Annotated in this window: 16 protein-coding genes and 1 pseudogene; 12 read left to right on the top strand and 5 right to left on the bottom strand. The window is 66.8% G+C overall.

All coding sequences use genetic code 11. The annotated features are described in order from the left end of the window. Nucleotides 1-47 precede the first annotated feature (47 nt). From AC5Y4H_RS20770 to AC5Y4H_RS20720, 11 genes and pseudogenes are all read left to right on the top strand, one after another. Entirely contained in the window at nucleotides 48-1,604 is a 1,557-nt protein-coding gene (locus AC5Y4H_RS20770) for an alpha/beta hydrolase (RefSeq protein WP_499984561.1), read from the top strand. A gap of 146 nt (nucleotides 1,605-1,750) precedes the next feature. Then, on the top strand, nucleotides 1,751-3,316 hold the full coding sequence (locus AC5Y4H_RS20765; protein WP_499984560.1) for an alpha/beta hydrolase: 1,566 nt from the start codon (nucleotides 1,751-1,753) through the stop codon (nucleotides 3,314-3,316). Further along, nucleotides 3,304-3,693: a hypothetical protein gene (locus tag AC5Y4H_RS20760; RefSeq protein WP_499984559.1), complete on the top strand. Its 390-nt coding sequence runs from the start codon at nucleotides 3,304-3,306 to the stop codon at nucleotides 3,691-3,693. The genes AC5Y4H_RS20765 and AC5Y4H_RS20760 overlap by 13 nt, the downstream gene beginning before the upstream one ends. A gap of 616 nt (nucleotides 3,694-4,309) precedes the next feature. Continuing rightward, nucleotides 4,310-5,142: pseudogene (locus tag AC5Y4H_RS20755) on the top strand (mycofactocin-coupled SDR family oxidoreductase). Between the two features lie 144 nt (nucleotides 5,143-5,286). Beyond that, nucleotides 5,287-6,627: a type I glutamate--ammonia ligase gene (glnA, locus tag AC5Y4H_RS20750; RefSeq protein WP_499984556.1), complete on the top strand. Its 1,341-nt coding sequence runs from the start codon at nucleotides 5,287-5,289 to the stop codon at nucleotides 6,625-6,627. A 50-nt stretch (nucleotides 6,628-6,677) separates the two neighbouring features. After that, nucleotides 6,678-9,662: a bifunctional [glutamine synthetase] adenylyltransferase/[glutamine synthetase]-adenylyl-L-tyrosine phosphorylase gene (locus AC5Y4H_RS20745; protein ID WP_499984554.1), complete on the top strand. Its 2,985-nt coding sequence runs from the start codon at nucleotides 6,678-6,680 to the stop codon at nucleotides 9,660-9,662. Then, complete coding sequence (locus AC5Y4H_RS20740; RefSeq protein ID WP_499984551.1) at nucleotides 9,659-10,303, top strand: PaaI family thioesterase; 645 nt, start codon at nucleotides 9,659-9,661, stop codon at nucleotides 10,301-10,303. Before AC5Y4H_RS20745 ends, AC5Y4H_RS20740 begins: the two co-directional genes overlap by 4 nt. Next, a complete protein-coding gene (locus tag AC5Y4H_RS20735; protein ID WP_499984549.1) occupies nucleotides 10,300-11,160 on the top strand; it encodes a TIGR03619 family F420-dependent LLM class oxidoreductase in 861 nt (286 codons plus the stop codon). The genes AC5Y4H_RS20740 and AC5Y4H_RS20735 overlap by 4 nt, the downstream gene beginning before the upstream one ends. Before the next feature lie 90 nt (nucleotides 11,161-11,250). Continuing rightward, nucleotides 11,251-11,745, top strand: coding sequence for a hypothetical protein (locus AC5Y4H_RS20730; protein ID WP_499984548.1), 495 nt, complete (start codon nucleotides 11,251-11,253; stop codon nucleotides 11,743-11,745). A 118-nt stretch (nucleotides 11,746-11,863) separates the two neighbouring features. Continuing rightward, the gene (locus tag AC5Y4H_RS20725; protein WP_499984546.1) at nucleotides 11,864-12,112 is read left to right on the top strand and encodes an ANTAR domain-containing protein; all 249 of its coding nucleotides are present in this window, start codon (nucleotides 11,864-11,866) and stop codon (nucleotides 12,110-12,112) included. Between the two features lie 436 nt (nucleotides 12,113-12,548). After that, the gene (locus AC5Y4H_RS20720) at nucleotides 12,549-13,064 is read left to right on the top strand and encodes a DUF6294 family protein (RefSeq protein ID WP_499984544.1); all 516 of its coding nucleotides are present in this window, start codon (nucleotides 12,549-12,551) and stop codon (nucleotides 13,062-13,064) included. Between the two features lie 170 nt (nucleotides 13,065-13,234). Here AC5Y4H_RS20720 and glnA (AC5Y4H_RS20715) read toward each other — a convergent pair whose 3' ends face one another. Next, complete coding sequence (glnA, locus tag AC5Y4H_RS20715; protein WP_064949989.1) at nucleotides 13,235-14,671, bottom strand: type I glutamate--ammonia ligase; 1,437 nt, start codon at nucleotides 14,669-14,671, stop codon at nucleotides 13,235-13,237. Nucleotides 14,672-14,915: 244 nt separating this feature from the next. Here glnA (AC5Y4H_RS20715) and AC5Y4H_RS20710 point away from each other — a divergent pair, with 244 nt between their 5' ends. After that, complete coding sequence (locus AC5Y4H_RS20710) at nucleotides 14,916-15,338, top strand: RDD family protein (protein WP_499984542.1); 423 nt, start codon at nucleotides 14,916-14,918, stop codon at nucleotides 15,336-15,338. A 69-nt stretch (nucleotides 15,339-15,407) separates the two neighbouring features. Here the strand turns inward: AC5Y4H_RS20710 and AC5Y4H_RS20705 are convergent, their stop codons facing one another. The 4 genes from AC5Y4H_RS20705 to AC5Y4H_RS20690 are packed head-to-tail and all read right to left on the bottom strand — an operon-like array spanning nucleotide 15,408 to nucleotide 18,817. Further along, on the bottom strand, nucleotides 15,408-16,160 hold the full coding sequence (locus tag AC5Y4H_RS20705) for a DUF4191 domain-containing protein (protein ID WP_499984540.1): 753 nt from the start codon (nucleotides 16,158-16,160) through the stop codon (nucleotides 15,408-15,410). A 38-nt stretch (nucleotides 16,161-16,198) separates the two neighbouring features. Further along, nucleotides 16,199-17,140, bottom strand: a complete 942-nt coding sequence (gene lipA, locus AC5Y4H_RS20700) for a lipoyl synthase (RefSeq protein ID WP_499984539.1) — start codon at nucleotides 17,138-17,140, stop codon at nucleotides 16,199-16,201. Continuing rightward, complete coding sequence (gene lipB / locus AC5Y4H_RS20695; RefSeq protein WP_499984537.1) at nucleotides 17,137-17,835, bottom strand: lipoyl(octanoyl) transferase LipB; 699 nt, start codon at nucleotides 17,833-17,835, stop codon at nucleotides 17,137-17,139. Before lipB ends, lipA begins: the two co-directional genes overlap by 4 nt. Nucleotides 17,836-17,893: 58 nt before the next feature. After that, the gene (locus tag AC5Y4H_RS20690) at nucleotides 17,894-18,817 is read right to left on the bottom strand and encodes a TIGR01777 family oxidoreductase (protein ID WP_499984535.1); all 924 of its coding nucleotides are present in this window, start codon (nucleotides 18,815-18,817) and stop codon (nucleotides 17,894-17,896) included. Nucleotides 18,818-18,821 lie beyond the last annotated feature (4 nt).

Here is an 18,821-nt window from a genome sequence, read left to right as displayed (position 1 = left end):
GTGCCGCTAATCATGATCTCAGGTTCCCTCTGGCAGCATAGGTTGGCATGGGCCTGTCTCGTCGCGGCGATATCGCGCGCACGCTGCTGATCTGGACATCGATGGCTGCCGTCGCGCTGTTGCTGGCGGGCTGTGTCCGTGTCGTGGTGGGACGCGCCGTCATGTCTGGGCCGAAGCTGGGGCAGGCGGTGGAGTGGACGCCATGCCGCACGGCGAACCCCAAGGTCAAACTTCCGGCCGGCGCGTTGTGCGGCAAACTGGCCGTGCCGGTCGACTACGACCACCTCGACGGCGACGTGGCGACGCTCGCCATGATTCGTTTCCCCGCAACCGGAGACAAGATCGGCTCGCTGGTGATCAACCCCGGCGGGCCGGGCGAGTCCGGCATCGAGGCGGCGCTGGGCGTCGTCCAGTCCTTGCCCAAGAAGGTCCGCGAACGATTCGACCTCGTCGGCTTCGACCCCCGCGGAGTGGGATCGTCGAGGCCGGCGGTCTGGTGCAACTCCGACGCCGACAACGATCGGCTGCGCACGGAGCCCAACGTCGACTACAGCCCCGCGGGCGTCGCCCACATGGAGGACGAAACCAAACAGTTCGTCGGCCGCTGCATCGACAAGATGGGCAAGGACTTTTTGGCCAATGTCGGGACCGTCAACGTCGCACGGGATCTCGACGCCATCCGCGCCGCCCTCGGTGACGAGAAGCTCACCTACCTCGGCTACTCCTACGGCACCCGGATCGGCTCCGCGTACGCCGAGGCCTTCCCGCACAACGTGCGGGCGATGATTCTGGACGGAGCCGTGGACCCCAACGCCGATCAGATCGAAGCCGACCTCCGTCAGGCCAAGGGATTCCAGGACGCATTCGACAACTACGCCGCCGACTGCGCGAAGCAGCCGACCTGCCCGCTGGGCACCGACCCGGCCAAGGCGGTGGACGTCTACCACAGCCTGGTCGACCCGTTGGTCGACCCGAACAACCTGATGGTCGGCCGGCCCGTCCCGACGAACGACCCGCGCGGTCTGGGCTACAGCGATGCGATCATCGGCACCATCATGGCGCTGTACTCACCGAATCTGTGGCATCACCTGACCGATGGTCTCTCCGAACTCGCCGACCACCACGGCGACACCCTGCTCGCGCTGGCCGACATGTACATGCGCCGCGACTCGCACGGCCATTACAGCAACGCCACCGACGCGCGGGTGGCGGTCAACTGCGTCGACCAGCCGCCGATCACCGACCGCGCCAAAGTGGTTGACGAAGACCGCCGCTCCCGCGAGGTCGCACCGTTCATGAGCTACGGGCAGTTCACCGGCAACGCGCCGCTGGGCACCTGCGCGTTCTGGCCCGTGCCGCCAACCAGCAAGCCGCACACCATTTCCGCGCCCGGCCTGGCGCCCACGGTGGTGGTGTCCACGACGCACGACCCGGCCACCCCGTACAAGGCCGGGGTCGATCTGGCCAACGAGCTGCGCAGCTCGCTGCTCACCTACGACGGCACCCAGCACACCGTCGTCTTCCAGGGCGACGGCTGCATCGACAACTACGTGACGGCATATCTGGTCGGCGGCTCCATTCCGCCCAACGGCGCCAAGTGCTAGACGACCCAGCGACGCGGCGGCGCCGAACGTGAACTCGCGGCGAGACTTTGGCCGATTCTCCGCCCCTGGTTGCACCCTTGGCGGGGCGACAGCTGAGACCAATGCGTAACCGTTTCGCGCTGTGACGGGTACCCAGGGCTGCAACGATGACAGCCATGTCGCGCCTGAGATCCTCGAGCTCGGCGCTGTTCTCCTTGCTGATCCTCGGTGGTTCCTGCGTCGTCGCGCCGCCCCAGGCAGGTGCCACGCCGGAACCGGGTGCGGGGCAGACGCCCGGCCCGAATCCGCCGTCGGCCGCGGTGCCGCAGGGGTGGGGGAGCTGCGGCCAATTCGTCGGTGACACAAGCGATATCCCCACCGCCCAGTGCACCACCGTTTCGGTACCCATCGACTACAACAACCCCGCAGGCGCGCAGGCCAAGCTGGCGGTGATCCGGATACCCGCGACGGGACAACGGATCGGATCCCTTCTGGTCAATCCTGGCGGTCCCGGCGGCTCGGCGGTCGACATGGTTTCCTCGATGGCCCCGGAACTGGAGGACTCTCCGATCAGGCGCAATTTCGACCTGGTCGGGTTCGACCCGCGTGGCGTGGGCCATTCGACCCCGGCGCTGCGGTGCCGCACCGACGCCGAGTTCGACGCGTACCGGCGTGAGCCGATGGTCGACTACAGCCCGGGCGGGGTGGCGCACATCGAGCAGCTGTACCGGCAGCTGGCCCAGCAATGCGTCAACCGGATGGGCACGCCGTTTTTGGCCAACGCCGGCACCGCCTCGGTCGCCCGCGACATGGACGCCGTCCGCCAAGCGCTGGGCGACGACCAGATCAACTACCTGGGCTACAGCTACGGCACCGAGCTCGGCACCGCCTACCTGGAGAAGTTCGGCCACCACGTGCGCACGATGGTGCTCGACGGCGCCATCGACCCGACCGTCGGGCCGATCGACGAGAACGTCAACCAAATGGCCGGGTTCCAAACCGCTTTCAACGACTACGCCACCGACTGCGCGCGCTCGGCGGGCTGCCCGCTGGGCACCGACCCGGCCCAATTCGTCAACCGATACCACGCGCTGGTCAACCCGCTGGTGACCAAGCCGGGTCACACCGCAGACCCGCGCGGCCTGAGCTATGCCGACGCCACCACCGGCACCATCAACGCCCTGTACACGCCGGCCCACTGGAAATACTTGACCAGCGGCCTGCTCGGCCTGGCGCGCGGGACCGACGCGGGCGACCTGCTGCTGCTCGCCGACGACTACGACGGGCGCGACAAGGATGGGCACTACTCCAACGACCAGGACGCGTTCAACGCGATCCGCTGCGTCGACGCGCCGAACCCGACCGACCAGGCCAGCTGGGTGAGTGCCGATCAGCGCATCCGCCAGGCCGCGCCGTTCCTCAGCTACGGGCAGTTCACCGGTAACGCTCCCCGCGATGTATGCGCGCTGTGGCCGGTTCCGGCGACGTCGGCGCCGCACGCGGCGCCGCCGACGGCGGCCGGCAAAGTCGTCGTCGTCTCCACCACCCACGACCCGGCCACGCCGTATCAGGCCGGCGTGAACCTTGCCCACCAGCTCGGCGGCCCGTTGATCACCTACGACGGCACGCAACACACCGCGGTGTTCAACGGCCATCAATGCGTGGACACCGCCGTCGTCCGGTATTTCGTCGCCGGCACGCCGCCGCCGAGCTCCTACAATTGCCAGCCCTGACCAGCGCCGGACGCGCGAACGGCGCCGAATCGTTTGCTGGTTATGCGTGGTCGGAGCTGGGTATCCCGCTGACCATGCGATTCATCTATCTCGCTGTCGCGGCCTGGCTAGCCGTCGCCGTTTTGTTGATCGCCCCAGCTGTGCTGATGGGCGCGTCTGCTCACGCTGATTTCAGCGGTTACCGCCGCTGCGTGGGGAAGATTACGGAACCGGTCGGGGAAGCCGACCCTAACAACTTGCAGCTCATCGGCGAAATCGAGCAAGACCTCAATTCTGGTGTCACACCGGCTGCTGAAGCCCAGAGAGTTTCGCACAAGGGATTCAACCCCCAGCTTGCCAACGGGATCGTGCAGTGCGTGATTGAGGAGCGCCCGTAGGAAGTGCGGGCGAAGCCGTCGATGCTTTTGAAGCAACCGGACAGCCGTGCCGGCGCTTCACTACTCTTTCGGAATAACCCGACTCAATCGCTGATCCGATTGAACTCCCGCACACGCGCGCTCGTGGTCTAAAGGGCGTGTCCGGCCCGGGGCGCAATTCCGTTACATCGCATCGCCCCAGGGCTTCGAATACTTACGGACGCTTTCAGGACGGTTCGAGATGGATTTAGGGGATGTGTTTTGGGAAGATCGCGCGACCTCAAGGAGTGGTTTTGGCTTCACGTGGGACAGCTGAAGTGGGCTCTGGACACGACGATGCGACGAAACTATTTACAGCTCATGCGGGAAGCGTCGCGGCAACGCGCCGGCGGATGGCCCGAACAGGCAAGCGCACCTGGCGAATTCCACCCACGGGAATCGTGCGGCGCGCGAGAAGGATGAACGCCTAGTTGCGCGCGCCGGAGCTCCCGTCGTCAGGTCACGCCGTCGCGGCGGGAGCACCGTCTTCGGCGGACTGTCGGATAAGTAGCCAATTCGACCTTCTGCTGTCTGCTGAAGGACGGATACTCGGTTGGTTCCGCAAGAGCGGCTCGACACCAAGCGAACGGAAGCCGTCATGACGTTGCAGTTCGAAGGCAAGGTTGCGTTCATCACCGGGGCGGCGCGGGGGCAAGGTCGCTCGCACGCGGTTCGTTTCGCCGAACAAGGCGCTGACATCATCGCCTTTGACTTGTGCGATCAGATCGACAGCGTCGCTTACCCGATGGCCGCACGCGAGGACCTCGACGAAACCGTCAACCTGGTCGAAAAGACGGGTCGCCGCATCGTCGCCGAACAGGGAGACGTCCGGGACTTCGACCGGCTCAAGGCGGCCGTCGCGGCGGGCGTCGCCGAGTTGGGAAGGGTCGACTTCGTGCTCGCCAACGCCGGGATCCTCCCCGCATTCGACGACAAGCGTAATGAGATCGGCTCGTTTGTCGATGCGGTCGACGTCCTGCTCAACGGGGTTTATTACACGGTCGAGTCGGCATTGCCCGCTCTGTTAGATCACGGCCAGGGCGGGGCAATCGTCATCACGAGTTCGGCGGCCGGATTGAACAGCATGTGCCCGAAGTACAGCGTGCGGAGTCACGGGTTTGCCGGCTATCACGCCGCTAAACACGGCGTTGTCGGTCTCATGCGGTATTACGCGACCACGCTGGCGGAAATGAATATCCGCGTCAATGCCGTGCATCCCTGCGGGGTGGCCACTCCGATGCTTCTCAACGATGCGGTTGCACAACACATGGCCGAACATCCGGAGGGCAACAGTGCACTGGAAAACCTGTTGCCGGTCCCGATGATTGAATCCGCCGACGTGACCGAAGCAATGATCTACCTATGCGGGCAGTCCGGCCGTTACGTCACGGTGTCACGCTTCCTGTCGATGCGGGCTTCGCCGTCAAGTAGGGAGCGGGACCGTTTGAGCCCTGCGCTGCATGCGGCGCAGTAAGCGCCGACACAGCTTCCGCGTCCGACAGGGACGCCAGGTCAGAGCACAGCGGTACTGATCCGGTAACACAGAATTAACAGCAGTTGCATACTGTTCGAGGTATGGATCGACAGAAGGAATTCGTCCTCCGCACCCTCGAGGAACGAGACATCCGCTTCGTTCGGCTGTGGTTTACCGATGTGCTGGGGTTCCTCAAGTCGGTCGCCATCGCCCCTGCCGAGCTCGAAGGCGCCTTCGAGGAGGGCATCGGGTTCGACGGGTCCTCGATCGAGGGTTTCTCGCGGGTATCCGAATCCGACACCGTGGCCAATCCCGACCCGTCCACCTTCCAGGTGCTGCCGTGGGCCTCACCCACCGGCCACCACCACTCGGCGCGGATGTTCTGCGACATCACGATGCCGGACGGATCGCCGTCGTGGGCCGATCCGCGGCACGTGCTGCGCCGCCAGCTGCAGAAGGCCAACGACCTGGGTTTCTCCTGCTACGTCCACCCGGAGATCGAATTCTTCCTGCTCAAGCCGGGCCCCGACGACGGGACGCCGCCGGTCCCCGTCGACAACGCCGGCTACTTCGACCAGGCCGTCCACGACTCCGCCTCGAACTTCCGGCGCCACGCGATCGAAGCCTTGGAATTCATGGGCATCTCGGTGGAGTTCAGCCACCACGAGGGCGCGCCCGGCCAGCAGGAGATCGACCTGCGGTTCGCCGACGCCCTGTCGATGGCCGACAACGTCATGACGTTCCGCTACGTCATTAAGGAAGTCGCGATCGAGAACGGCGCCCGCGCGACCTTCATGCCCAAGCCGTTCGGGCAGCATCCCGGCTCGGCGATGCACACCCACATGAGCCTGTTCGAGGGTGACGTCAACGCGTTCCACAGCCCCGACGATCCGCTGCAACTCTCGGATGTGGGCAAGTCCTTCATCGCCGGGATCCTCGAGCACGCCTCGGAGATCAGCGCGGTCACCAACCAATGGGTCAACTCCTATAAGCGATTGGTGGGGGGCGGCGAGGCGCCCACCGCGGCGTCGTGGGGTGCGGCCAACCGGTCCGCGCTGGTGCGGGTGCCCATGTACACGCCGCACAAGACGTCGTCGCGGCGCGTCGAGGTCCGCAGCCCGGACTCCGCGTGCAACCCGTACCTGGCCTTCGCCGTGCTGCTGGCCGCCGGGCTGCGCGGGGTGGAGAAGGGCTACGTGCTGGGCCCGCAGGCCGAGGACAACGTGTGGGACCTGACCGCCGAAGAGCGCATCGCGATGGGATACCGCGAGCTCCCGACGAGCCTGGACAGCGCGCTTCGCGCCATGGAGTCCTCCGAGCTGGTCGCGGAAACCTTGGGGGAACACGTATTTGACTTTTTCCTGCGTAACAAGCGCACGGAGTGGGCCAACTACCGCAGCCACGTCACGCCGTACGAATTGAGTACCTACCTGTCGCTGTAGCAGGTATCGGGCGCCGATCAGGGAGAAGCTCGGCCGGTTGCGCTACGGTCGTGGTCGTGACCAAACCCGCGACGCAGCGCCCCAGGCTGCCCAGCGTCGGCCGGCTCGGGTTGGTCGATCCGCAAGCGGCCGAACGCATGGCGCAGCTGGGTTGGTACGAGCACGACGATCAAGCCCACGTCGACCTGCTGTGGTCGCTGTCGCGCGCGGCGGATCCCGACGCCGCGCTGCTCGCCTTGGTCCGGTTGTCGGAGAACCCCGATACCGGATGGGATCAGCTCAACGCCGCTCTGCTCGTCGAACGCCCGCTCCGCGGTCGGTTGTTCGGCGTGCTCGGCTCGTCGCTGGCCCTGGGCGATCACCTGATCGCCCAGGCCGAGTCCTGGAAACTCCTGCGCGGCAACGTCAGACTCCCCACCCACGACGAGTTGTGCGGCAAGTTCACCGCATGCGTCGACGAATCGCTGGCGGCACCGGGCTCGGCGATGGTGCGGTTGCGCACGCTGTACCGCGACCAGCTGCTGGTGCTGGCCGCGCTGGATTTGGCCGCGACGGTCGAGGACGAACCGGTGGTGCCGTTCACCGTGGTGTCGGCGCACCTGTCGGACCTCGCCGACGCCGCGCTGGCCGCCGCGCTGCGGGTGGCCGAGAACAGCGTGTGCGGCGACCGGACGCCGCCGCGGCTGGCGGTCATCGCGATGGGCAAATGCGGTGCCCGCGAACTGAACTACGTCAGCGACGTCGACGTCATCTTCGTCGGCGAGCAGGCCGACGCGGTCACCACCCGGGTGGCCGGCGAGATGATGCGGCTGGCCTCCGAGGCGTTCTTCCAGGTCGATGCCGGCCTGCGGCCCGAGGGGCGCAGCGGTGAACTGGTCCGCACGGTCGAGTCGCACGTCGCCTACTACCAGCGCTGGGCGAAGACATGGGAGTTCCAGGCGCTGCTGAAAGCCCGTGCGGCGGTGGGCGACGCGGAGCTCGGCCAGCGCTACCTGGACGCGCTGATGCCGATGGTCTGGGTCGCCTGCGAGCGTGAGGATTTCGTGGTCGAGGTCCAGGCCATGCGCCGCCGTGTCGAACAACTCGTGCCGGCCGAGGTCCGCGGCCGCGAGATCAAGCTCGGCAGCGGCGGGTTGCGCGACGTGGAATTCGCCGTGCAACTGCTGCAGCTGGTGCATGGCCGCGACGACGACTCGCTGCACGTGGCGTCGACGGTGGACGCGCTGGCCGCGCTCGGCCACGGCGGCTATATCGGACGCGAGGACGCGGCCAACCTCACCGCGTCCTACGAGTTCCTCCGGCTCCTCGAGCACCGGTTGCAGCTGCAGCGGCTCAAGCGCACCCACTTGCTGCCCGAGGCCGAAGACGAGGAGGCGGTGCGCTGGCTGGCGCGGGCGGCCCACATCCGGCCGGACGGGCGTCACGACGCGGCCGGGGTGCTGCGCGAGGAGCTGCGACACCAGAACCTGCGAGTGTCCCAGCTGCACGCCAAGCTCTTCTATCAGCCGCTTCTCGAATCGATCGGCCCGGCCGGGCTGGACATCGCCCGCGGCATGACCTCCGAAGCCGCCGAGCGCCAGCTGGCGGCGTTGGGTTACGAGGGCCCGCAGACAGCGCTGAAACATATGTCGGCGCTGGTCAATCAGAGCGGGCGGCGTGGTCGGGTGCAGTCGGTTCTGCTGCCCCGGCTGCTGAACTGGATGTCGTACTCGCCCGATCCCGACGGCGGGCTGCTGGCCTACCGGCGACTGTCCGAGGCGCTGTCCGGGGAAAGCTGGTATCTGGCCACGCTGCGTGACAAGCCCGCGGTGGCCCGCCGGCTCATGCACGTGCTGGGAACCTCGGCATACGTGCCGGACCTGCTGATGCGCGCGCCGCGGGTCATTCAGGATTACAGCGACGGGCCGTCCGGCCCGAGGCTGCTTGAGACCGAACCCGCCGCAGTGGCCCGCGCGCTGATCGCATCGGCCGGCCGTTACTCCGACCCGGTGCGGGCGATCGCCGGGGCGCGCACGCTGCGGCGTCGCGAGTTGGCCCGCATCGCATCCGCCGACCTGCTCGGCATGCTCGAGGTCATCGACGTGTGCGGCGCACTGACCTCGGTGTGGGTGGCGGTGCTGCAGGCCGCGCTGGAAGCGATGATCCGGGCGAATCTGCCCGTGAACGGAAGGGCACCGGCGGCGATCGCGGTCATCGGCATGGGCCGGCTGGGCGGCGCCGAGTTGGGTTACGGGTCCGACGCCGACGTCATGTTCGTTTGCGAACCCGCGTCCGGTGTCGAGGATTCCGCCGCGGTGCGCTGGGCGACGGGTGTCGCCGAGCAGGTGCGGGCGCTGCTGGGGACGCCCAGCGTCGACCCGCCGCTGGAGGTCGACGCCAACCTGCGACCCGAGGGACGCCAGGGTCCGCTGGTGCGCACCCTGGCTTCGTACGCCGCCTACTACGAGCAGTGGGCGCAGCCGTGGGAGATCCAGGCGCTGCTGCGGGCACACTCGGTGGCCGGCGACGCGGAGCTGGGACAGCGGTTCCTGCTGATGGCCGACAAGACGCGGTACCCGTCGGACGGGGTGTCCGTCGAGGCGATGCAGGAGATCCGGCGGATCAAGGCCCGTGTCGATTCCGAGCGGTTGCCGCGCGGCGCGGACCCCAACACTCACACCAAGCTGGGACGCGGGGGACTGGCCGACGTGGAGTGGACCGTGCAGCTGCTGCAACTTCGGCACGCTCACGAGATTCCCGCGCTGCACAACACGTCGACGCTGCAGTGCCTCGACGCGATCGCCGCGGCCGACCTGGTGCCCGCCGATGAGGTGGAGCTGTTGAGGCAGGCCTGGCTGACGGCGACCCGGGCGCGTAATGCGCTGGTGCTCGTCCGCGGTAAGCCCACCGACCAGCTGCCCGGGCCCGGCCGCCAGCTCAACGCGGTCGCCGTGGCCGCGGGCTGGCCGACCGACGAGGGCGGCGAATTCCTGGACAACTATCTACGGGTAACGCGACGAGCAAAAGCGGTGGTGCGCAAGGTGTTTGGAAGTTGAGTCAGGAGGCCGGCGCGTTGGACGCCGTATTCGAGGTGCTCAGCGCGGCGGAGGCCGATCGCGTCACCGCGCTGTACGCTCCGTTGGCCGATGCGGTCCGCGAGCTCGTCGACGCCACCATCCGAACCGACGCGGACGACGAGGTGGTCGCCGAGGCCAGGAGCGCGATCGAGGCCGTCACCGCATCGTTGCGGCAACGCATCCGCCCGCTCGGGGTGAGCTATCGCGTCGACGGCCGCCCGCTGCCGTTGGGCAACGCCGCGATCGGCCTCTGCAATCCCATCGCCCCGCCGGTAGTCGTGCACCACGATGGCGAAGGCCGCTGCTGGAGCGAGTTCACCCTGGGCTCGGCCTACGAGGGCCCGCCCAAACTGGTGCACGGCGGCGTCAGCGCCCTGGTGCTCGACCACATGCTCGGCGAGGCGGCCAGCGAGGGGCTGTCAAAGGCGCGCTTCACCGGGACCATCACGGTGAAGTATCTGCGCGGTACACCGCTGGGCCCGCTTCGCTGTGAGGCGTGGGTGGACGGCAAAGAGGGCCGCAAAGTCTTTGCGCGCGGCACGATTTCGGATGCCGCCGGTGTCACCGTCGAGGCCGAGGGCGTCTTCATCGAGCCGGCCTGGGCGCAGGAGACGCGGTGAAGTTCTATATCAGCAGCGCCTTTCTGAACACCCGGGAAATCATCGAGCTCGCCAAGGCCGCCGACGAGCTGGGCTATGACGGGATCGGCATCCCCGACCACGTCGTCAATCTGGAGACTCTGGACACCCCGTATCCGTACACCAAAGACGGGGAACGGCGCTGGCAGCCCTTTACCGACTGGCCCGATCCCTGGGTTCTCGTCGGGGCGCTGGCCCAGGTCACCACGCGGTTGCGGTTCGTCAACACCGTCTACATCCCCGCGATGCGCAACCCGTTTTCGGCGGCGAAAGCCATTGGCACTGCGGCGGTTTTGGCTTCCGGCCGGGTGGAGCTCGGTATCGGCGTGGGGTGGTGCCGCGAGGAATTCGCTTTGATGGGTGAGCGTTTCGAGGCGCGCGGCAACCGCACGGACGAGATCATCGAGCTGATGCGGGCACTGTGGGCCCCGGGCTGGACGGAGTTCGAGGGCCGGTTTTATCAGGCGCCGCGACTGGAGATGCAGCCCACTCCGCCGCCGATACCGGTGTACGTCGGCGGCCTGTCGGACATCGCGCTGCGCCGCGCCGCCCGCAACGACGGCTGGATCGGCGATTTGATCAAGTCCGAGCGGGCCATCGACTCGGTCGGGAGGCTTCGGGAGATGCGCGCCGAAAACGGTTTGAGCATGGACGATTTCACCATCCTGACGCCGCTGACCGACGCGTTCACCACGGCCGACTATCGGCGGGTCGAGGACGCGGGCATCACCGGCATCATCACCATGCCGTGGATGTTCTACGCCGGGCCCGACGCCGACCTGGACGACAAGATCGACGGCATGCAGCGCTTCCGCAAGGACCTCGCGCTCGACGGCTAGCGGTCGCGACACACGAACAGCGGCAAAGACACGCCGCGGGGGTCCGCCAGGGTTTATCTTTCGGGGAACCATGCCCCGAACGGAGTGAACATGCGCCACAACATTTATGCCGTCGCGGCGGCCGTCGGCTTGCTCGCGACGGCGTGCGGTGGCTCGCCGCGGTCGGGCACCTCGACGACCACGAGCGGGACGTCCACCAAGGTCGTGACGACCACCGTGTCGCAAGCGACGACGACCACCGCCGCCGGAGCGGACCTGCGGTCGCTGATACCGACGCCGCCCAACACCAACAGGACCGACGGTCCTGATCCCGTCCACGACAACGGCATTCACCTGCACTTCTACGTCAACGGATCGCCGGCCGATGTCATGAGCGCTTACAAGACCGCGCTTCTGGGCATGAAGTGGACGTTGATCGTCGACAGCACCAGTGGCGGAACCGGGAGCGGCGGGGCCACCTACACGGCCAGCAACGGCAACGCTTTCGGAGTGTTCAGCGGAGGTGGTTTCGGTAGCACCACCGATATCGACGCCTGCGCATGGCCGTCGGAGCCCATCAAGAAGGATTGCGGGCGTCAAGGGTAACCCCGGTCGCTGACCGGAGTTACCCCACGCGCCGCGAAAAACCGGCGCATAATTGGACGAAGGGCCGAAGCTGGCTTTTCAAATGACCGGGCGGCTTCGGACAGATTGGGAAAGCAGAATGACCGACGATTGCAATGCGAGTCAGCTCTCGCCTGGTGAACTCATCGAGCAGGCCCTAGACATCATCATGAACCGCTTCGATCTCGATGCCACGCAAGCCTTCAAAGTGCTTCGCAGTATGTCGCGCGAAACACGGACGCAGATGTGCGTGGTCGCCGAGCAACTAATAAGCGAAAGCGACGCTGCAAAGACCCCGCGGCGTAAACAGGATGCACCGCTTCGGCTGGCCCCGGAGGCAAAACGATAGTTCGAATGGTCGTTGCCATTGGGCCGGACTCAACAAGTGCGATTAACGCATCGGTAGGCGGGTAAACCGCAGCAATGGGGCGTGATCTCAGGATTATCGACGCCGAACTGCGAGCCGTTGCGGCGCTGCGCCATGCGGCTCGGGAACGGGGCGGTCCGCTTCCGTCGATAGACGTGGCAGATTCGCTGCTGGACGAACGCTGCGAGTTGACCCGCTGCACTCCCGTTCGAGAGGTCGCGAAGGCGTAGCTTTTTCGTTGTTAGAGAAAGCGCACAGAGTGACGCGTCACCTTTGAAGACGCGGCCGCTCACATAGTGCCTTAGTAGCGATGCGGGCAAATTCAGGTAGCGCGCTACCCATGTCATGGCCCCGACTCCGGGGAACGATCACCAGGTGAGGCGATCCGCCAATGGGATCCCCAAACGAAGGAACAACCATGACCACCACGACTGAGAAAAGAATTCGCAAGGACCACGACGACGTAGCGGTAGCGTCCTTCCGCTCGGTGCCCAGCCCCTATGCCGTCGAACCCGTCGCCGATCCGCCCGAAAAGGAACTCGGTACGGCGCTTCGCCAGAAGTACACCAAGCCGGGCGTCCGATTCTGGATCCAAGATCCTCCCCCCGGCTGGATCCGCTGGATGAGCTGGAATCCGATACATGCAGGTCACTGCTGGCTATCGGACGCCACCGTGTACCTGTATCCAGACGCTCAAGTCTTTTTCCGGGCAACCACCAGAACCTCGTCTGACGGTGACGTCTGGATCATCCGGGGAATCCAGTTCTACGACGGCTATGGCAACCCGGTTGGCGGGTCGGTGCCCAAGCACGATGGGATGAACATGGCGTGGGAAGGTTCGGAATACCCGTTCATTTTCTGGGACATCATTCCCAACATCGCCCCGTCGGGCGTGGCTCAAATCCGCTCTGCATCAATGACGAACCATTGCTGACGCGCTGAGCCGAACGCCGGCGAGGCTCGACGCCCGGCGGCCGCAGACCGCCGGGCTCCCGACTAGTAAACGATGACGCCCGCTTGATCATCCAAGCGAGCGTCATCGTTTCGCGGGGTTGAGTTTTCGCTCTTGCGGCAGCTGCGCCGCCGAGCGGCGCTCGAGCCGGCTTACACGTCGTAATACAGCGCGAATTCGTAAGGGTGCGGCCGGATTTGGACCGGCAGGATCTCGTTCTCGCGCTTGAAATTGATCCACGTCTCGATAAGGTCGGGCGTGAACACGCCGCCCTCGGTGAGGTATTCGTGGTCTTCTTCCAGCCGGTCGATCACCGCGGAGAGCTGCGTGGGCGCCTGCGGGATGTTGGCGGCCTCTTCGGGCGGCAGCTCGTAGAGGTCCTTGTCGACCGGGGCCTGCGGCTCGATCTTGTTCTTGATGCCGTCCAGGCCGGCCATCAGCATGGCCGAGAACGCCAGGTACGGGTTGCCCGACGAGTCGGGGCAACGGAACTCGAGCCGCTTGGCCTTCGGGTTGCTGCCGGTGATCGGGATACGGACACACGCCGACCGGTTGCGCTGGCTGTAGACCAGGTTGATCGGCGCCTCGTAACCCGGCACCAGGCGCTTGTAGGAGTTCACCGTGGGGTTGGTGAACGCCAGCAGCGACGGCGCGTGGTGCAGCAGGCCGCCGATGTAGTGGCGGGCGGTGTCCGACAGGCCGGCATACCCGGTCTCGTCGTACATCAGCGGGCTGCCGTCCTTCCACAGCGACTGATGGCAGTGCATGCCGGAGCCGTTGTCACCGAACAGCGGCTTGGGCATGAACGTGACGGTCTTGCCGTTCTGCCAGGCCGTGTTCTTGACGATGTACTTGTAGAGCATCATGTCATCGGCCGCGTGCAGCAGCGTGTTGAACTTGTAGTTGATCTCGGCCTGGCCGCCGGTGCCCACCTCGTGGTGCCCCTTCTCCAGGCTGAAGCCGGCGGTGATCAGGTTGGACAGCATCTTGTCGCGCAGGTCGACGTAGTGGTCCACGGGGGCGACGGGGAAGTAGCCACCCTTGGGGCGCACCTTGTAGCCGCGGTTGGGGCTGCCGTCGAGCTCGTTCGGCGAACCCGTGTTCCACCAGCCCGCGATCGCGTCGATCTCGTAGAACGAGCCGTTGGTGCGCGAGTCGAAGCTCACCGAGTCGAAGATGTAGAACTCCGCCTCGGCGCCGAAGTAGGCGGTGTCGGCCACGCCGGTGCTGATCAGATAGTTCTCGGCCTTACGGGCGATGTTGCGCGGGTCGCGCGAGTACGGCTCGAGGGTGAAGGGGTCGTGCACGAAGAAGTTCAGATTCAGCGTCTTGGCTTCGCGGAACAGGTCGATCTGCGCGGTCGCGGGATCCGGGAGCAGCAGCATGTCGGATTCGTGAATGGACTGGAATCCGCGAATCGACGAGCCGTCGAAGGCTAAGCCGTCCTCAAAAACGCTCTCGTCGAAGAATGAAATCGGAATTGTGAAGTGCTGCATGATGCCGGGCAGGTCACAGAACCGGACGTCGACAAATTCGACGTTTTCGTCCTTGGCGAGCTTGAAGACGTCGTCGGGCGTCGTTTCCGTCACAGAATGCTCCTTTACTTGGTGAGATCCGCGGCCTGACGCTATGGAGCAGATGTTGCCCGTCAGTCAACCCGATGTTGCGCGCACGTTACGTGACCATGCCACACGCTAAAAGTGGCCGCGTCGGCGGCGGGTTCTATTGTGGGGCCATGGATCGCAAGATCGTATCTTTTCCGGTGGCCGCGCGCACTGTGTGCCCTCGTTATCCCGCCCTTCCGGTCGGGCATTCGGACGCCGGTCCCCGCCGATGATGGCGGAATCTCGATCCGCATATCCCGGTGAAAAGCTCGGATTTCCCGAAAACGGGCCGGGGTCGCTGGCGCCGATGGGCCGGCGGCTGGGTGCGCTGATGATCGACTGGCTGATCGCGTACGGTCTGGCCGGGTTGGCCATGCGCTTCGGCCTGTTCTCCCAGCCGGTGCTGGCCACCGCGGTCTTGGTGATCTGGTTCGTGCTGGGTGTGGTCTTCTTGCGATTGTTCGGGTTCACCCCCGGCCAGCTGGCGCTGCGCCTGCAGGTGGTGACGGTGGACGGCCGCGGACCGGTCGGCCTGGGCCGCGCGGTGGTGCGGGGAGTACTGGTGGGGACGGTCGTCCCGGCGTTGTTCACCGACTTCGACGGCCGCGGCCTGCAGGATCGCCTGACCGCGACGGCCGTGGTCCGACGGTGACCCGTGGCGGCGACCCGCTTCGCCCCCATACGGGGCGCTTGCGATCGCCGCTGACCTGAAGGCTGCGAGCTATTTGCGACGGACCGTGCGCTGCACGCCTCGCATCTTGCCCGAGTTGGGCAGCGGCCCCTTGGGCAGGACGGCGGCGCCCGCTCTCGACCCCAGCGCGGCCAACCGCGACTCCAGCGTGTCCATCTGCTTGACGGTGATGTTGGCCGGCAGCTTGGTGAGGTGGCGCTCCAGCTTGGCCAGCGGCACCTCGTCCGCGCCGTTGCCGACGATGATGTCGTAGATCGGCACGTCGCCGATCAGCCTGGCGGTGCGCTTCTTCTCCTGCGCCACCAGCGGCCGCACCCGGGTCGCCGTTCCCTCGCCGACCAGGATCACGCCGGGCCGGCCGATCACCCGGTGGACGGCATCGAAGTGGCCCGTCGCGGCCACGCCGGGGGTCACCCGCCACTTGCCCCGCAGGTTGTCCAAAGCCCATGCGGCGGCTCCGGTTTGGCCTTCGGCTTTGCGGTAGACCGACTTTTGGGCGCGGCGACCGAACACGATGAAGGCAACCAGGCCGCCCAGCACCACGCCGAGCGGAATCAAGGTGATCATCGTCAGCCCGCCGGCCCAGATGCCGACCCCTACCGAGATGCCGACGATCAGCACGAAGACGCCGACCATGTAGGGCAGGAGGCGCTTGTCCTCTTGGCGCTGAATGTTGAACGCCTGCCACAACTGGGTGCGGCGCTCCCGCGCGGCGGCCTTGCGGGCAGCCTGCGCCTGCGCTCGGGCTGCCTTGTTCTCAGCGGCATTGCGGGGTTTAGCCATAGTCAAAGAATACGTAGGGCCGCGAGCGGCCGACGCCGCTACCGTGCCGCGGCGTCGTCAGCGCGGCTGCGGGCGGCTTGCTCGTAGAGCCGCCCCGCGCGGTAGGACGAGCGCACCAGCGGCCCGGCCAGCACCCCGGCGAAGCCCAGCTGTTCGGCGTGCTGCGCGAACTCGGCGAATTCCTCCGGCTTCACCCAGCGCACGACGGGGTGGTGACGCGCCGACGGACGCAGATACTGAGTGATGGTGATGATGTCGCAGCCGGCGTCGTGCAGGTCGGCGAGGGCGGTGCGCACCTCGTGCGGGGTCTCGCCCATGCCGAGGATGAGGTTGCTCTTGGTGACCAGGCCGAAGTCGCGCGCCGCGGTCAGCACGTCGAGGCTGCGCCGGTAGGTGAAGGCGGGCCGGATCCGTTTGAAGATGCGCGGCACGGTTTCGACGTTGTGCGCCAACACTTCCGGGCGCGACCCGAACACCTCGGCCAGCCGGGTGGGCTCGCCGTTGAAGTCGGGGATCAACAGCTCGACGCCGGTCGACGGGTTCAGTTCCTTGATGGCGCGCACGGTCTCGGCGTACAGCCAGGCTCCGCCGTCGGGCAGGTCGTCGCGGGCCACGCCGGTGACGGTGGCGTAGCGCAGGCCCATCGTACGCACGCTGTCGGCGACCCTCCGGGGCTCGTCGCGATCGAGTTCGGCGGGCTTGCCGGTGTCGATCTGACAGAAGTCGCAACGGCGGGTGCACTGATCACCACCGATCAGGAAGGTGGCCTCCCGGTCCTCCCAGCATTCGAAGATGTTGGGGCAGCCCGCCTCCTCGCACACCGTGTGCAGCCCTTCGCGCCGGACCAGGCTCTTGAGCTGGGTGTACTCCGGCCCCATCCGGGCCCGCACCCTGATCCACGGCGGTTTGCGCTCGATCGGGGTCTCGGCGTTGCGCACTTCCAGGCGCAGCAGTTTGCGTCCCTCCGGTGCGACAGTCACATCGCCGATGCTACGCGGGCGGCGGGGTGGTCACGGACCGGCAGCACCCCATCCAGGGCGTCGCACACGGCGTCGCCGACCGCCGTCTGGACATCCTCGACCGACACCGGGCGGCGCAGTTCGGCCGACAGCGACGTCACTCCCGCGTCGGTGATGCCGCACGGCACGATCGCGCTGAAGGCGTCCAGGTCGCAGTCGCAGTTGAGGGCGAACCCGTGCAGGGTGGTCGCCCGCGACACCCGCACGCCGATCGCGGCAACCTTGCGGTCGGGCCGGCCCTCGCCGCCCGACACCCACACCCCGGACCGGCCCGGCACCCGGACCGCGTCCACGCCCAGATCGGCGCAGACCTTGATCAGCGCCTCTTCCAGGCGCCGCACGTAGTCGACCACGTCGAGCGGTTCGGCCAGGCCGATGATCGGATACCCGACGAGCTGGCCCGGACCGTGCCAGGTGATCTTGCCGCCGCGGTCGGTGTCGACGACGGGTGTGCCATCCACCGGCCGTTCGTGCGGCTCGGTGCGCCGGCCCGCGGTGTAAACCGCGGGGTGCTCCAGCAGCAGCAGCGTGTCGTTGCCGCCGGCCACCCGTGCGTCGGCCAGGTCGCGCTGCTGCTGCCAGGCCACGCGGTAGTCGACGATGCCGAGCCGGCGGACGTCGATCAAGGCCTGGCTGGATCGGATGGAATCGATCACGCTCGCGACGGTACTCGGCCCGGGCCGGCCGGACACAATCCGGGCGGCGCGATCACAACTAGTCGTGGTCGCGCCGGGCGGTCGCGTAGGCGAGCGCCTCGCCAATGGTGTTGTGGTGGAAGACGAAACCGGCACGCTCCAGCGCGGACGGGATAGCGCGCTGCCCCGTCAGCAGGCCCTCGTCGGCGAACTCGCCCAACGCGGCACGGATGGCAAAACCGGGCACCATCAACGGGGTTGGACGGTTGACCGCGCGCCCGAACGCGGTGGTGAACTCGGCGTTGGTGACCGGAGCGGGCCCGGTCATGTTGACCGGACCGGTCAGCTCGGGCTCGAAAATCGCGAACAACAGCGCGCGCACTTCGTCTTCGAGCGTGATCCACGACATGTACTGCCGCCCGCTGCCCAGCCGTGCGCCCAGGCCGGTGCGGAACAGGGGTCGCAACCGGCCCAGGACGCCACCGGCGGAGGAGAACACCAGCCCGGTGCGGGCCAGCACCACCCGGGCGCCGCCGTACTGCGCGGGCAGCGTCGCGGCCTCCCAGTCTTCGCACAGTCTCGCCAGGAAACCCGCTCCGGCACGGTCGTTTTCGTCGACAACGCGGTCTTTCGTGTTGCCGTAGAAGCCCACCGCGCTGGCGTTGACCATGGTGGCCACACCCGCGTCGGCAACGGCATGCGCCAAGACTTCGGTGGGGGCGATGCGGCTGTCGCGCAGACTCTGCTTGAAGGCGCCCGACCACCGCCGCTTGCCGATGTTGACGCCGCACAGGTTGACGACGGCATCGACGTCTCCGAGCGTGTCCGGATCGAGGTCGCCGGTCTCGGGATTCCAGTGCAGCTCGTCGGCGTTCGCCGGGGCCCGGCGCACGATGCGCAGCACCCGGTGATCGGCGGCGCGCAGAGCCGCGGTGAGGGCGGAGCCGATCAGGCCGGACGATCCCGCAATCGCGACGACGGCGTTCTCACCAGCGCGAGTCACGTTC

It is taken from the genome of Mycobacterium sp. NGS58 (genome assembly GCF_059812385.1).
This window is presented reverse-complemented; position numbering and strand designations above follow the sequence as displayed.